Annotated in this window: 7 protein-coding genes; 3 read left to right on the top strand and 4 right to left on the bottom strand. The window is 54.1% G+C overall.

Features of this window, described 5'->3' with window-relative positions:
- The first annotated feature begins 602 nt into the window (after positions 1–602).
- The 3 genes from MXE41_RS06990 to dapE all read left to right on the top strand — a co-directional run bounded on the left by MXE41_RS06990 (position 603) and on the right by dapE (position 8,531).
- A complete protein-coding gene (locus tag MXE41_RS06990; protein ID WP_247099986.1) occupies positions 603–5,864 on the top strand; it encodes a hypothetical protein in 5,262 nt (1,753 codons plus the stop codon).
- 502 nt (positions 5,865–6,366) lie between these two features.
- Entirely contained in the window at positions 6,367–7,020 is a 654-nt protein-coding gene (locus MXE41_RS06985; protein ID WP_246977143.1) for a hypothetical protein, read from the top strand.
- Between the two features lie 293 nt (positions 7,021–7,313).
- Positions 7,314–8,531, top strand: a complete 1,218-nt coding sequence (gene dapE / locus MXE41_RS06980) for a succinyl-diaminopimelate desuccinylase (RefSeq protein ID WP_247099985.1) — start codon at positions 7,314–7,316, stop codon at positions 8,529–8,531.
- Between the two features lie 304 nt (positions 8,532–8,835).
- On the opposite strand, the gene trxB is transcribed toward dapE, so the two are convergent.
- The 4 genes from trxB to MXE41_RS06960 all read right to left on the bottom strand — a co-directional run bounded on the left by trxB (position 8,836) and on the right by MXE41_RS06960 (position 14,923).
- Positions 8,836–9,822 carry a thioredoxin-disulfide reductase gene (trxB, locus tag MXE41_RS06975; protein WP_247099984.1) on the bottom strand — a complete coding sequence of 329 codons (987 nt, stop codon included), beginning with the start codon at positions 9,820–9,822 and terminating at the stop codon, positions 8,836–8,838.
- A gap of 850 nt (positions 9,823–10,672) precedes the next feature.
- Positions 10,673–11,398, bottom strand: a complete 726-nt coding sequence (locus tag MXE41_RS06970; RefSeq protein WP_247099983.1) for a hypothetical protein — start codon at positions 11,396–11,398, stop codon at positions 10,673–10,675.
- An 890-nt stretch (positions 11,399–12,288) separates the two neighbouring features.
- Positions 12,289–14,019 carry a hypothetical protein gene (locus MXE41_RS06965; protein ID WP_247099982.1) on the bottom strand — a complete coding sequence of 577 codons (1,731 nt, stop codon included), beginning with the start codon at positions 14,017–14,019 and terminating at the stop codon, positions 12,289–12,291.
- Positions 14,020–14,224: 205 nt separating this feature from the next.
- The gene (locus MXE41_RS06960; RefSeq protein ID WP_246977148.1) at positions 14,225–14,923 is read right to left on the bottom strand and encodes a M15 family metallopeptidase; all 699 of its coding nucleotides are present in this window, start codon (positions 14,921–14,923) and stop codon (positions 14,225–14,227) included.
- Positions 14,924–15,278 lie beyond the last annotated feature (355 nt).

Here is a 15,278-nt window from a genome sequence, read left to right as displayed (position 1 = left end):
GCGGTATTTTATTTATGGGGGACTGCATGTTTGAGCCTGCCCTAGGTGAGGTGGTGGCGGCTGCATGTGTTTTTCTGGCAGCTGCGCTGTTTTTGACAGAGATAGACTGTCTGGATGATGATAGCCGGGCAAGTAGGTGAGATGGGACCCTGGAGATGGTGTGACTAAATTGCGCACCTGCCAGGCAGATTGTGTGGCAGCGTCCTGTCCACGCGCCCTGCGGGGGTGCCCGGCGCGGTGGCAGCGCCTTACAAGCCATAAAATAAATGCTAGAATATCCTGATCATTTCAGTGCCCGTGGTGCGTCTGACAACGGTGTGCTGAAGCTCTTAATGTGTGGGACCCAGGCATGTAACAGGCACTGCCGTCTTTAAGGACATGACGCCTGATAATGCCAGTATAAAAGCGTTATTCATCAGGAACGGGAGCATGCCTGCATCTCTCAGGCTCTAATGCAAACTCATATACTTTGCTCTGTAGTATCTGACCCTTGCATAACGGGAACTTTGCTGCCTGTGCAGCTGTCTCATCACATTATGCTTTTGTGCCGGAAACAGCGCCGGCTCTGGCTTTTAGCTTAGGTTTTTTTCTGGATTTTGCTGATGACTTACTCTAACGAGGGGAAGACCCCAAACCAGGACTCTGCTGACATCAAGGCTCAACAGGAAATCAATATCGATGATCTCGATATGGAAACCCTGGAGCGTCTGACCAGCCCTGACAACGATCAGGATCCCGCCTCAATAATCAGCGCCCTGTCCGCCTCAGCTGCCAGCTCAGACTCTGAGCCTGAATCTCAGAGCTCATCTGCCCATTCAGCTCCATCATCAGCAGATCCTTCTGCCGATGATATTGCCTATGCCGTCGACCAGATGGCCTCAGGCAGTGCCGACTCCCCATCAGCTGCTTCTGCCTCAGCTGACTCCTCTTCATCAGCCTCCCTGTCATCCCAGGCATCAGACGATATGGAGCTCGATCCATCAACCTTTGCCGGCAGCAATCTGTCTATGGGTGATGACAGCTCTGACAGTTCAGACAATATGGACAGCTCCAGCAGTTCTGACCTTTCACAGAGCTCAGCTGCAGATGAGATGTCCACAGCAGCTCACGCAGGCTCCGGTGCCGTATCCCCAGCCGGTGCTGCTGTTGATGCCACTATCAATGACAATGAGTCCCCACGCCTGCGTGTCTATGATGACGAGGGCAACGAACTGAGCCCGGGCCAGATAGACGGTGCCGCCAGCGCTGCCCCTGCTCCGGCCTCTGACAGTGATGCTCAAAGCTCCGTCAGTGACAGCACCTCACAGAGCAGTGTTGCACAGAGCAGTTCAGATACCTTTGCCCACAACGAACTGTCACCTGCAAGCTTTGCCGGCGCGCAGGGCATCAGCTCATCACCTGAGGGGGCAGCCATTATTCTTTCCCAGAGCAGCCAGGACGATAACACCTCATCATCCTCGATGCTGGTTGACTCAGCTGCTACCGATGATGACAACAGCTTTGAGCTTGATATCCAGAACGCAGCTCAGAGCATGTCTATCTACGAGCCAGATCCTGTCACTGCCGGCTCTGACGGCAAGGACGGACTGACAGCTCAGACCGCCGCCATGGTTGCAAGTGCCGCCGGTCACGAAGAGCCGGTCACAGCTCAATCCGGTTTTTCCACTGAGGCATCAGCCCAGGCCGTCGGCGCAGACGCTGGCGCAGTCGACAGCTCAGTGGGAGCTGCTGGCGCTGTCGACAGCTCAGTGGGAGCTGGTGGCGCTGCAGGAGGCTCTGCCGGTGCTGCAGGCGGCGCCCTGTCAGGCTCTGACCTTGCTGCCTATGTCAACACCGGTATCAGAACCGGTGGTACCGCCCCTGATGGCGCCCGTGTCATGAGCAATGCCCAGATCACCTCTGAGGGCACTTCGGCCATTATCGGTCTTAATGAGCGTCATGTAACTCCGGTACGCGAGCCATCAGTAGCTGTAGCCCGCAATATGAGTGCTGACGACCTTGCCATTCTGGCCCGCTTCAATACCCGCTCATCCCGACCATCCCATGATGACCATGCTCAGGCCTTTGCGCAGAATGATGCCTCTGCCACTCAGGGCGCCTCTGCACAGCAGGCTGCATATGATATGAGCAGCGCTGCAGCCGAGGTTGCCGATGAAGCTGCTGCACTGTTTGGCGCTAATGGCATCCAGACTGGCGGCACTGTACCTGATGGCGCCCTGGTCATGAAGAACTCCCAGATTACTGCAGGTGGCACTTCAGCCATTATTGGTCTTGAGACCAGACAGAACAGCGCCCCTGCCAGCATAAACTCTGATGATGATGTCATCAGCGCCGCTGCACGTGCCGTGGATGAGGCTGCTGCCGCACTGTCAGGCGGTGCCGCCGCTGGTAATGCCAGTGCCGCAGGCGGCGCCGGTGGGGCAGCTGCAGCCAGTGCCGCTGCTCTCAGCGGCATCAGAACAGGCGGTACCGTGCCTGATGGCGCCAAGGTCATGAGCAATGCCCAGATTACCTCTGACGGCGCTGCTGCCATTATTGGCCTTGGTGAACGTCATGTTACTCCGGTACGTGAACCGTCTACTGCCTCAGCCCGTCAGATGAGTGCAGAGGATCTGGCTATTCTGGCCCGCTTTAATACCAAATCAGATCGTCGTTCCCGCAAGGACAGAAATGCTGACAACGGTGCTGACAGCGGCGCCCTGATTATGAATGAGTCCACCATGAGCGATACCGGCTCCACAGCCATTGTCGGTCTTGGTGAGAGCCATGTTACCCCGGTTCAGCAGGTCAATCCTGAGCTTAACCGTGCCGGTGTCCCTGTGCTTGAGGATGTGGACAGCGAAATGCGCAGTCCTTACCGCATGCAGGCCCGCGACCATGAGTCCCTGCATGAAACCGGCTCAAGCAATATCATTGTTGACCGCAAGCATGCTCAGAACAATGCACCTGTAACCACCATTTTTGAAAATGGCATGGTAATGGACGAAGGCCATACCGCCATTATGGGTCTTGAGAACCGCGCCGCAGCTCCGGAGCGCGATGAAAGCTCAACCCTGATCACCGGCATGCAGGCTGACAATCTGGAAAGCCTCCACGCATTTAATGAAGAATATGCCCGCAGCAAGCAGGCTCACTTTGAGGCCAATGCCCGCTTCCGTGCCGAAATGGACGCTGAGCGCAATATGGCCGAGCGCGGCCTGAATGCCGCCAAGGGCGGTGCTGGCAGTGCCGCTGTGGATAACAGTGGCGCAGGCGGCTCAGCCGGTGGCGCAGCTGCTGGCATGGCAGCCTCCCAGTCCGATCTGGACAGCCAGATGCTGGCCGGTATTACCCAGACTGATTCAGTCTCTGGTGGTGAGCAGCAATGGCAGGACTACGAGGGCAGCAATGGCGCCGATGGTCAGCCTCAGTGGCCTGATCAGCGCTACTATGCATCTGAGCAGCCTCAGTCAGCGCCAGGCGAGTATTACGATCCACTTTATGACACTGTTCCTCAGCGCCGCAATTCCGGCTCCTGGCAGCAAAACCAGGAAAACTATGCGCCTCAGGACAACAGCCGCAACGATTACTACAACTGGTCAGAATATGACCAGGGCGAGGTGCAGGCCCGACCTGTTGACCGCCAGAGGCCAGAGGATGACGGCCCTCACTATGTGGTAGGCCGCCAGCCACGCTATGCTCAGGAACCAGAGCCACAGCCACAGGCCCGTGATCAGGAAGAAGAGCAGGTTTATGTGGGCACATACGCCAGCCGTCTGGCCCGTGAAAAGGCTCAGAACAGTGCCGAGCGCGGTCAGCGCAGCGATTCGCTGCGCGGCGACGCCATGCGAGGCAGTGACCTGCGCGGCGGTGACATGCACGAGCGCGAGCAGGCTGCCCGCAACGGTCATGTGCAGCACTTTGATGAAAATGGCTACCCGGTAGATGATGCATGGCAGTCCCAGTCCCAGGGCAACTTTGCTCAGGGATACGAGCAGGAGGACAGCTGGTCATCCCGACCTCAGAACTTCGGTCCTGACGGCATGCCGCTGCCTGATAATGCTGCAGGTGAGGCCATTGGAGCCTCTGGCTCTATGGTCCCTGGCGGCGTTGCAGACACTGCAACTGCCATGGGCAGCGCCGGAGCTGTGGGCAGCGCCGGAGCTGTGGGCAGCGCCGGTACCATGGAGTCAAATGGCCCTGCTGTCTCAGGACAGAACATGGGGCCTGATGGCATGCCATCACCTGACATGTCCGGCAGCTCTGCCCGATGGAATGAAAAGCCTGCTGAGGAAGAGCGCTCAGGTCCGGTACCTGCCGGTATGGGCGATGGTCCTTTACTGCAGGTGGAGCTCAACCAGGCTCAGGCCGGTAACGGCACCTGGGAAGAGCCTGCTGACGGCCCTGTATATCATGTAGGTCCAAAGGAAAATACCCGCAGAATGCAGGAGCTCATGGCTGAACGCCCTGTATACGCCATTGGCGTCAAGAGCAGCAATGCTGACGTTATGGCCAATATCGAGGCTACCCGCAACAAGATTCAGGGCAATCGTGCCCTGCCGCCAATGAAGCTCAATAACGATCCTTTTGAGGAGACTCCAATGAGTCCTGAAGAGGATGCCGCCTATGAGCAGGCTCTGGCTGAAGCTGCCCGTGAGTCCATGGCTGCACCTCAAAGCGAGGTCATAAGACGTGCCCGCATCCTGGCTCAGGGTGATGGCAAGGGCAAGGATGATGGCCGTGAGAGCAGCTCCGAGGGCAAGAGCTCAGGGGCTGATGAGGGCAGCGTATTTGCCTCAGAGTTTGCCTCTGCTGCTGCCATGTCCGGTGCTGCTGTAGATACCGGCAGCAAGAGCAGCGAGGGCGAGTTTGGCTCTGACACTCTCAGTCGCGTAGCTGCTGATGCTTCAGAAAACGAAGAGCAGATGCTGGCCGTTCAAGAGGACCGTCTTGCAGAAGAGGCCGCCGGCAAGCCTGATAACCGTGAGGTTATCGAACCTCTCAACAAGAACGGTGAGCCACGCAAGAAAACTGACGACAGAAAAGAGCCGCTGATTGCCCGCGCCAATATCAAAGACAATGTAGGCTTTGGCATGATGATTTTCCTGTATATCCGTCAGCTCTTTGCCTCATTCTTTACTCACACTACCCTGCCGCTGGCTGCTCCACAGCTGGCCATGCGTCTTGGTCCATGCTACCCAAGCTCCATGCCGGTACCGTTCTTCTTTGTAGGACTGCTGGCAGGTCTTTCAGGCAGTGTGCTGCATGCCACCATAGATCTTAACTATGTGGGCTCGATATCCTATCTTGCCTACCTGATGCTGACCGGACTTACGGCTTACAAGGGCATTTACCGTATCTGCTCGTACATAACGCGCAGACGCCATGACTCCATACTAGTATCGGCCTCAGTAATGGTTCCGATGCTGATATTTATCTGGCTTGCCAATACGCTTATTGTCATTACTGACGGTATTGTTGAGGCTACGGCAGCCTTTGCCATTGCCTCCATGCTTTCGGCAGCAACCGCAACTTCGCTTACCTGGAACTTCCCACAGGATCCAATGGACTCTCTGGGCCGCATGACCACCCGTGGTCTGCTCTTTGTCATCCTGCTTAGTCTGATGGCAGCCTTTGGCCTGCTCAACTATATTGTGGGCCTGTCCGTTCTGGGTGTAAGCATAGTCATGCGACTGATCTTCGGCTACTTCATTGCCCGTAATCAGGGTACTGCCCAGCGTCCATATGTCTACGCACTGCAGATGCTCACTCTCTTTGCCATACTCTTTGACCTCATTTTGTTAAAGAGCCAGCACTATGAGTTCCTGAGCTACTCAACACTGGAATTTGTCCACTTCCTGCGCAGCTACAGCACCATGTTCTAAAGCGCAGGCTGCGCCACGGCGCACCGGCGCAGCCGCTGCACGGCAGCAGCTGTGCCGCATACCCCACAGGGCCCGACTGTTTACAGCCGGGCCCTGTGCTTTTGCAGCCTTGCATGCTGGCCGCCATGCCTGACATGCCCGCAGCGGGCATGCAAGGGTCTGTCTGGCAGGCCAGTTACCGCTTTTGTCGGACTGATCAGGCCATTACTATTGCTTTTGCAGGCAAAGCCATTAAAATCTTATATCTGTCTTATTTTCCGTGCCCGTGCCAGAGTGCACAGCCGAAAGTCACCTGAGCTGCCACTGCTGCATGGCCTGTGCTGCATGGCCTGTGCTGCATGCCTTACGCTGCATGCTGCAGTGCAGACTCAATCGACAGACATATGCTCATCCGCCCGACCGGTAAGTTTATGCTCATAAACCCTGTGACGGGGAAGTGATGCAAAGTGAAACCTGAGCAGGTTTTTGCCTGCCCGGCCATTTAAATGTTAGGAGTTGATTTATGGCTCATGTAGTGAGAATGCAGACCGAGTGTCCGCCAGATGCCCACAAGGTTATCCGTCCACCTGAGAAAGCGGTAAAGGCCACTGTCTGCGTAAAGCTCAACGAAGCCGAAATGAAGGAATATGGCGCTGAGGACTTCTGCAATGCCCTCTCCTTAATGAGCTCAAAGCCACTGCTCATGTGCTCTGATGAACTGCGCAAGACCATTGCCCAGCACAAGGCAGCAGCTGAAATCGACCCATGCTACCTGCAGCTCAGTGCCGACGGCAGCGAAGCTCAGATCAGTTACGACGACGGTGCTGTAGGTCCAAGCATGCCTGTAGTTGACCTCACTGCCGATGAGGAAAAGCTCAAGACTTTCCTCGATCAGCTCACCGTGCGCCAGTTTGTCATCATCGACTCTTACGCCATGCTGATCCTGCGCTCCATCTCAACAGTATTCCCATGGGATCCACTCCTTGCCGGTGACTACTTCCGTCAGTACCTCAAGGCAAGAGAGCTTGCCAAACCTGAGGACCTCGATCTCTTCATCCAGGTACGCTACGGCCGTATCGACGGCTTCTCCTTAAAGAAGACCCACGAAGACGCCTACCGCTTCCTGCAGCTCGAGCGCAAGCTGTACTTACAGTACCCAACTGACGACGACGATTAATTTCCTGAAGGCCCAAGAGCCACCGCCCAAGCCCCGGCGCAGTCTGGACCTGCCAGGCATGCGCTGCTTGTGGCCAGCCGGGCATGCGCTGTGGGTGGCCAGCCAGACATGCGCTGCGTGTGGCCAGCCGGGCATGCGCTGTGGGTAGTCAGCCAGACATGCGCTGCGTGTGGCCAGCCTGAGCTGTGCCAGGCCGGGGCCCTGATGCAGGAACACCGCCGCCAAAAGCTCCAGGACCGGAGATTCATGTCCGGGGGGCTGGCGGCGCTTTCGTATTTGAAGAGATTGCTATTATGTCTGACACACTGGAACTTGCCAAAAAACTGATTTCCCTCAAGTCCGTCACTCCTGAAGATGCCGGCTGTCAGGAAGTGCTCTCAGGTATTCTGGAGCCTGTAGGCTTCAAGTGCCGCACTCTGCGCGAGGGCATGTACCCTACCTTTAATCTGCTCGCCCTGCATTCGGCCGATCCTCAGGCCAGTTTCGAGGGTGATCCGGCCCTGTTAAAGAGCAATCCAGGCCCTTATGATGCCAGCGGTCTCAAGGCTCCAGGTCCTTTTACCATTTTCCTTGGTCATACTGATGTAGTAGGTCCTGGCGATACTGCAGCCTGGACCAGCGATCCTTTTGATCCAGTTATCCGTGATGGCATGCTCTATGGCCGTGGCGCTGCTGACATGAAGAGCTCTGATGCCGCCATGACCATTGCCCTGCGCAACTTTGTAACCAGACATCCTGACTATAAGGGCACTGTGGGTCTGCTCATGACCTCCAATGAAGAGGGTGATGCTGTAGGCGGTATTCCTTACGTAGCCGAGTGGCTCAAGAAAGAAAAACTCTATCCTCAGTACTGCATCGTAGGAGAGCCATCAAGCTCAGGCAAATTCGGCGACACCATCAAGATTGGCCGTCGTGGCTCCATGACTGCCCATATCACCATCAATGGCAAGCAGGGCCATGTTGCCTACCCGCATCAGATTGACAACGCCGCTCACAAGGGAGCTCAGCTGATTGCAGCTCTGGTAGAGCACCACCTTGATGACGGCAATGAGGATTTCCCTCCATCATCCTTTAACGTAACCAATTTCAACGCCGGCATGGGCGCTGAAAATGTAGCACCGGGCACCTGCCAGATCATGTGCAACTGGCGCTTCAACCCGCTGCAGACTCCAGTCAAGCTCCAGCGCATGATGGAAAAGAAGATGGAACAACTGGGCATCTACGCCACCGTCCGTTACGTGGTTAACGGCCTTCCATTTATCAGTTCCCGTGACGGCCTGCTGGTCAATGCCATGCGCGATGCCGTCATTGCCAACACCGGTGTTACCCCTGATCTCAACACTCTGGGTGGCACATCCGACGGCCGCTTCATTGCTCCTCTGGGCACTGAGGTAGTAGAGTTCGGTCCGATCAACGCCACTATTCACCAGGTTAATGAGAACGTCTGCGCCGCCGACCTCGACACCCTGACCGCAATCTACGAGCAGGTACTCGAAAAGCTGCACCTCTGACCGGCACCAGCCCAGCAGCCCAGCCGCGACTGAACCATCCCCGTCAGGGGGCAATCGCGGCTGTCATTGCTGTCGTAGCCGTGCCTGGCACAGTCCCGGCATCTCCGCCGCAACAGCGCCTCCGCAGCTGCGCAGCCCCTGCCATGGCAAAAACAGGGACAGTTTACAAAACCATAAAAAAGCGCCTTCTGAATTTCAGAAAGCGCTTTTTTTATGTCGCTGCATTGAAGTGCTGCAGCTGGCCGCCAGCCAGCCCTGCCGGCTGCATGAAAGGCCGCAGGCGATCAGCCTGCAGCCTTGCTGATCAGGCAATACCCAGCACATACTGCTCAGCGTCCAGAGCAGCCTGGCAGCCCTGACCTGCGGCTACTACGGCCTGGTGGTACTCAGGGAAGGAGCAGTCACCGGCGGCAAATACGCCTGGAACTGAGGTAGAGGTGACAGGGGATTCGCTCTTTCTGGTAACGATATAGCCGCTCTTGTCGAGCTCGAGCTGATCCTTGAAGACATCGGTAGCAGGAGTGTGACCGATGGCAACGAATACGCCATTGAGGTCAATCTTGCGCTCTTCGCCCTTGACGTCGATGACAATGCCGCTTAACAGCTGCTCACCAACATACTCCTTGACGGTGGCATTAAGGATTAACTCCATCTTGCCAGTCTTTACCATCTCGTTGACGCGCTCTACCAGAACCTGCTCGGCACGGAAGCCTTCACGACGGTGGATGAGATAGACCTTGGAGCACAGATTGGCAAGGAACAGAGCCTCAACAAAGGCTACGGATCCGCCGCCGATAACAGCTACGGTCTTGTTTCTGAAGAACATGCCGTCACAGGTAGCACAGGCGGAAATACCACGACCCTTGAACTGAGCCTCAGATGGAATATCGAGGTAGCGGGCACGGGCACCAGTGGCAATAATTACTGAACGGGTCTTTAACTCCTGACCACCAGAAAGCTTGAGAGTCTTGATTTCGCCCTTAAGGTCGGCACCGACTACTACGTCGGCAATACCCTCAACGCCCAGCTCATTGACGTGCTTAATCATGTTCTGCATGATGTCAAAGCCGCTTGGATCACCAACAGCGCCCGGCCAGTTGCCTACTTCTGGAGTGGTAGTAAGCTGACCGCCCTCTTCAAAACCTTTTACCATTACAGGGTCGAGCTGGGCACGTGCAGTATAAATGGCAGCAGTGCATGCAGCCGGGCCGGATCCGATAATAACTACTTTGTGAATCTTCTCATCAACCATACGAACCTCTCCAGTCATCTCAGCTAAAACTGATAACAACAAGATCAAGCAGATCAGCTTCTGAAGTGAAGCAGAAGGAAAAAACCATGCAAGCTTCCGGATCTTTACAGCTGCTGCTGAAGCACCTCCAAAAGCTATCCCTTGAGTTAGTCTAATGATACCCAATTGGGAAATATTTTGCTCGACTTTGTAAAAAGCCCGTGCCATCGGGCTCTGGCGGCATATACAGGCCAAAATCTACAGCAATTTTTATCAAATAGACCTGCCCAAACCCTGTAAGAGCACGCTATTTTTTATCACTTAAGGCCATTACAACACCACCTGAGCGCAAGAAATATCAATCCAAAAAGCCTACCGACCCTCCAAAAATACCATTTTTCTCAAACCACCATGAGGCACAGCCTCCATAAATTCCCCGACAAGCCTGACAGCCCCGGCAACAACGCGCCCTCCCCCTGACCAGCTCTCCACCAGAAAAAAGTACCATTCCTGCCAGAAAAATTCCCCACTTACTGCCAGCCGCCCCAGCTCGTCATACAGGCAAACCGCCCCAGGCAAACAACGCCCGAAAAACAGGCGCTGGCAGGACAGCGCCAGGCGATGCTCGCACGGCTATGCCCGCATGGATATGCCCTGACGGTGATACCCGCCAGGCGATGCTCGCACGGTGATACAAGCCTGGCCTGGCCGGGCATCCAGCACGCAAGAAAAGGGTGTCTGGTTAATGGCTGTCGATGGTCAGTGGCCGCTGACTTAGCCGGGGGTTTACGGACGACCGGAAATGGCAAAGGGCTCTCTGAGTATGTTTCAGAGAGCCCTTTGCGTGAGTCTGGATGTCATGACAGGTTATGGCACTGGCCCTGCTCCTGTCACTGACATATAGCGCTGATTAGCGTGGAGCCTTTACTGGAGCTGGAGCAGCGGCTGCCGGAGCTGCGGCTGGTGCAGGAACCACTGGAGCGGCACCGGCAACAGGGCCCTCAATGTGGCCCTTTACGTAGTCACGGATCTTCAGGCGCAGCTGGTAGTCAAAGTCACGTACGGCACGGCGTGCAGTGTTAACGTCCTGAGCGTACCTGGTGATGGTAGCAGCGTTGTCACCGTCGGCAATGCGGGCCTTGAGGATCTGCTTCTTGATGAACTCCTGATCCTTTAAAGCCTGCAGCTGGTCAAAGTCAGCCTTGAATACCTTGTTGAAGTCCTCACCTGCACACTCGGCTATAAAGGTGTTGTGCTGTGGACACCATGTGCCAAGGGCCTTACCGGCGCCAGGACCCATGTGAGGAGTCAGGTGGGCAAGGTGATGAGCCTTGCCGTGGGCAGCCTTAACATGCTTTGGAGAGCGTGGGCCGGTATAGGCACGTGAGCCTGGTGCTGGTGGCATGCCATTTAAATGTGGGCACTCACCGGCAGCAGCGCGTGGACCGGTGCCGTTGCGTGGGCCCATGGCTGGACCCTGGCCATAGTAATCCCCGGCATTACCAAAGGCTGGATGTGGAGCGGTTACCAGCTGAGTCTCGGCCGGTGCGGCTGGTGCTGGTGCTGGAGCTGCAAAAACAGCAAAGGAAGAGGCGGCAACAGCAGCTACAACGGTAAGCTTAAGTACATTTCTCATAGTAAATTCCTCAAATTCATTAACTTTTGCATCACATCAGCACTTGCGCCCGTATGCGCCTGCCTGAAGGCTGACTCAAACCTGTCAGCCGCATAGCCCGATCCTGAGGAAAAATCTTCTGAGGGATCTGACCTTACGCTGCTATCCGGGGGACACTCAGATCAGCTTTTGCGCAGTATGCGACGGCATGTCACTCATTGGTGAATCTGACTACCATACTAGCGCCCGAATGTTAGTAATATCTTAGCTTTGCGTCAGTTTTTACTGTCCAAATCCTAATTCTGGCCTGTTCATGCCTTTTATCTCATTATCTATGTCACAAATGCAAATCACAAAACACCTGATGAAATCAGGCTAATCATCTTTCAGAAATGCAGCCGGGCCCGCGCATAAGCCACTGTTAACCGAAAGTCAGACTGACATAACGAAATCTTTAAAAATGTATTACCGTCGAAATTTACCACTGGCACTGTGACAGCAAAACCCTCTTTCCAGAAAAACAAAAGGGCTGTAAACAGCCCTCAGTAAATTCAAAAATCACGCTCCAGATCACAACAGAAGCGATCCTGCCTTAGTTTAAGTCACCCAGGAGACCACCTGCCCTGAAGGGCGGCAAGCTCCCGGATGCAGCTGCCACAGGGCGGCGCATCTGCCCTGACCATTACCGTGGTTATAGCCAGGCAATGCGTACGCCCCTGCTACGGTCCTGCTACGGCCAAGGCCAGGGGCCAGACACGGCCCGGCCAAGGCCAGGGCCAAGGCTACAGGCCAGGCTCTTGAGTACAGGCCACAAAGCTTTTGGCCTGTAAGACCAGCACAGGTTCAATAACGCTGCATGATGTGAAACAGCATGCACGGCCATACTGGCTCCTGGCACGCTGCTGCGTGGGTCAGACTTTGCCTGAATCAGACGATGACAGGATTGTAGACATGTACAGCTTAAGGCAGGCAAGAAGATCCTTATTATGACGGCTGATCAATCTATACACAGTACTCTTGGTTACTTCATCTTTGCTGCCCAGGGCCTCATTACACCTGATTCTGTACAGATCGAGCATTCTTGTTGATTCACGGGCAAAATCGAGCAGTAATGGCTTCTTTTCACTCTTGCACCTGGCAAGAAAGTTAATGTTGTAGGTTTTTCCGGCGACCTTTGCAGCTTTCTGACACAGCCACTGTTCGTTGAGCGCTGCAATTATCTGTTTGAAGCCATGCTCGTCATTCTCAACTGTACATACATAGTACACAGTGCTGGCGTTCTCCGGATTCCTGTTAAAACTCTCCAGAGCCTTCTTTGTAACCCTCTTTCCGGCAGGCTGTGAATAAATGGTCTTTTTCACCAGGGTCTTTAAGCCCTCAAAAGGATAAAGCTCATCCTTCAGCTCATCAGGAAAGAGTTTTTTATTCTTCTTGCCAAGACTCTGCAGCTCACTGAGTGAAACAGCCTCGACAGTTACTTTTTCCATATTGCCGCCATGAGTATATGCCTCAGATACAAAGCTCCTGTGCGACTTGCATTTTTCCAGATCCTTGCTGTTAAAGATCTGCTCTGTCTTTGTTACAACAAGCGGACTGCAGAAATCTACTGACTTAAACTCGCCATTGTCCAGGTCATACATGAAATCGTAATAATCGTCATCATCATCATCACATTCATCATTGCCAGTGTCGGTAGAGCCAGCTGCAATAAGCAGCTCTACACCACTGGAAAGAATGCCTTTGAACAGATGACCCGAGTGAGGAAATGCCTCTGTAACAAAGATATTGCCGGAAATGCTGCCAAAATGAGAGCTTAGTCTTTTGTAAGACTGCTCGTCCTGCTCCTCGGCGGCAACAAATATCAAATCTGAAAGTGATCGATCAGAGATGTTGTATATAAGCGCTTTCCAGAAAAGTGCGCTCTTGTTTATGTTTAAAGGGTTAATAGCCTGTGTATAAAGAATATCTCCCACGGATATGTCCATGAAAGCACGATCAGAGGTCAGGGCCTGCCCCCTGAGAAAACCATAGTCGGCCTTATACCCCAGTCGGTCCTGACTGACAGATGCCTCAGGAACAGCTTTAAACCAGAACCCAGCTTGATCACTGGAGGTCGGAAAATCCTGATTTCTGCATGCTTCATCCCATGCAGCCATGACAAATGCCATATCAACAGGGGAATGATCCTGATGTGGCGGAAGAGAGTCTGGCAACAGAACGTTAATTGCTGCTGTGAAATCAGAATCAGCTGAGAGCTTGGCACCAACACTTTCAAAAGATCCGCAATCTGAAGACATGGCGATGAAGACAGCCCATAAAGTAGAAGCAAGATCGTACCTTACGGATGCAGGATCTCCTGCAGGCTGCACCTTGTCCTGTCCCGGAATCTTCATCATGTCCAGACACCTGAGAACATCCTGTCTCAGGCCGCTATCCTCAGCTGCCTTTCTTGCAAGGCTGTAAGCAGCGCGATACTCCTCTCCATTAAGCATCCTTATGCCGCAATGCTTAAGAAAATAGTTCATTGAATAGCCATGTTCAGGATCAATATGTCTCTTTACCTCCTTTGGAGAGACATCATCAGAATACCTGTCCCACGACCACTGCTCATCAGGATCTGATTTATAAGTAATAGTAAACATATTGCTGTTGACCTTAAAAGAAATTAAAACACAAGGTTATTACTGACCATAATAATATGGAAAGCATATGGCATATGCATCAGTACGGCTCACGACAACCTCTTCAGTCAATGTCGCAGCATGACCATGACCATGACCAGTTATCAGGCATATTACTAAATGAAGCTCATGAGCAGCATGCCAATGGCTCCGGCTCAGCAATAAGCTAAATGCAGCAGAAGCGCAGCATGGCATCAGCCTGCTCAAGAGTCATGACGCTGCGGACATAGGGGGCAAACTCAAGGTCGCTGCCGGCTACATAATCAAGTGCATCCTGGAAGTCATACTCCCTTAAATACTCCTGCGCAGTAGCAAGATGGGAAATATGCCATGGCTCATTACCTACAACGACAAGACCAGCACCTTCGGCATCGTCAGGAAGACCGCCCGGACGGCTGAAACCACCCTGGTAAGGATTGCCAAACCCATATGTTCTCAGATTTTCCCTGAGAAAGCATCCCAGCTCATAAAAATAAGCCCCATGATCATACTCACGGCTGGTCAGCTGAAGCTTCTGCCCCTCAGGCAATTTGTTTGGAGCATAGACATCAAAGTCAGATCCGAAGTGATGACGGGAAAAACCAGGCATAGCTGAAAAGCGCAAAATGGCTCTGATGCGCTCTACCGGATCCTCAGGAATAACAGCCAGTGGCTCTTCATTGGCATCCAGAATGGGACGATCGCCTCGAAACTTGGCACCAAAGATAGCAGCCTGTGCCTCGAAGGAACGAAAAGCCGAGCATGCCTTAAGCTCAAAACCCTCACGGGCTGCACACTCACGCAGCTCAAGAAATGCCTCCTTTGCCTCAGGAAGGCACATCAGGCCATCCTCAAACTCAACCAGGCCCTCAGTACTCAGGCCCATACATCTGGTCACCTCAATCATCATTACTCCCGCTCTCAAATTCCCTGAAATTAGCTCACATCATGTCTGTTCGCTACAGCCATTCTGCAGCTGCTGAAACAGATGCATCCTGTGCAGATACGGCAGCTCCCGCTACAGCATGGCAGCGCAAAGCTGGCACAGCGCTGCAGCCATGCAGGTCATGATGTACGCGCTGCGCATGCTGTGCGTGCGGCGCATGATGTGCGAACTGAGCATGCTGTGTTTGCGGCGCATGATGTGCGAGCTGAGCATGCTGTGTGTGCGGTGCATCAGTGTGTGCTGCCAGCAGTCTGCACTGCCAGACATGGAGTATAGCCGCATAAGTATGAGCTAA

This window comes from Anaerobiospirillum sp. NML120449 (assembly GCF_023051105.1).
Classification (GTDB): Bacteria; Pseudomonadota; Gammaproteobacteria; order Enterobacterales; family Succinivibrionaceae; genus Anaerobiospirillum.
This window is presented reverse-complemented; position numbering and strand designations above follow the sequence as displayed.

Coding starts and splice junctions, on each gene's coding strand:
- MXE41_RS06990 (WP_247099986.1), top strand. CDS start 603: ATGACTTACTCTAACGAGGGGAAGACCCCAAACCAGGACTCTGCTGAC.
- MXE41_RS06985 (WP_246977143.1), top strand. CDS start 6,367: ATGGCTCATGTAGTGAGAATGCAGACCGAGTGTCCGCCAGATGCCCAC.
- dapE (WP_247099985.1), top strand. CDS start 7,314: ATGTCTGACACACTGGAACTTGCCAAAAAACTGATTTCCCTCAAGTCC.
- MXE41_RS06970 (WP_247099983.1), bottom strand. CDS start 11,398: ATGAGAAATGTACTTAAGCTTACCGTTGTAGCTGCTGTTGCCGCCTCT.
- MXE41_RS06965 (WP_247099982.1), bottom strand. CDS start 14,019: ATGTTTACTATTACTTATAAATCAGATCCTGATGAGCAGTGGTCGTGG.
- MXE41_RS06960 (WP_246977148.1), bottom strand. CDS start 14,923: ATGGGCCTGAGTACTGAGGGCCTGGTTGAGTTTGAGGATGGCCTGATG.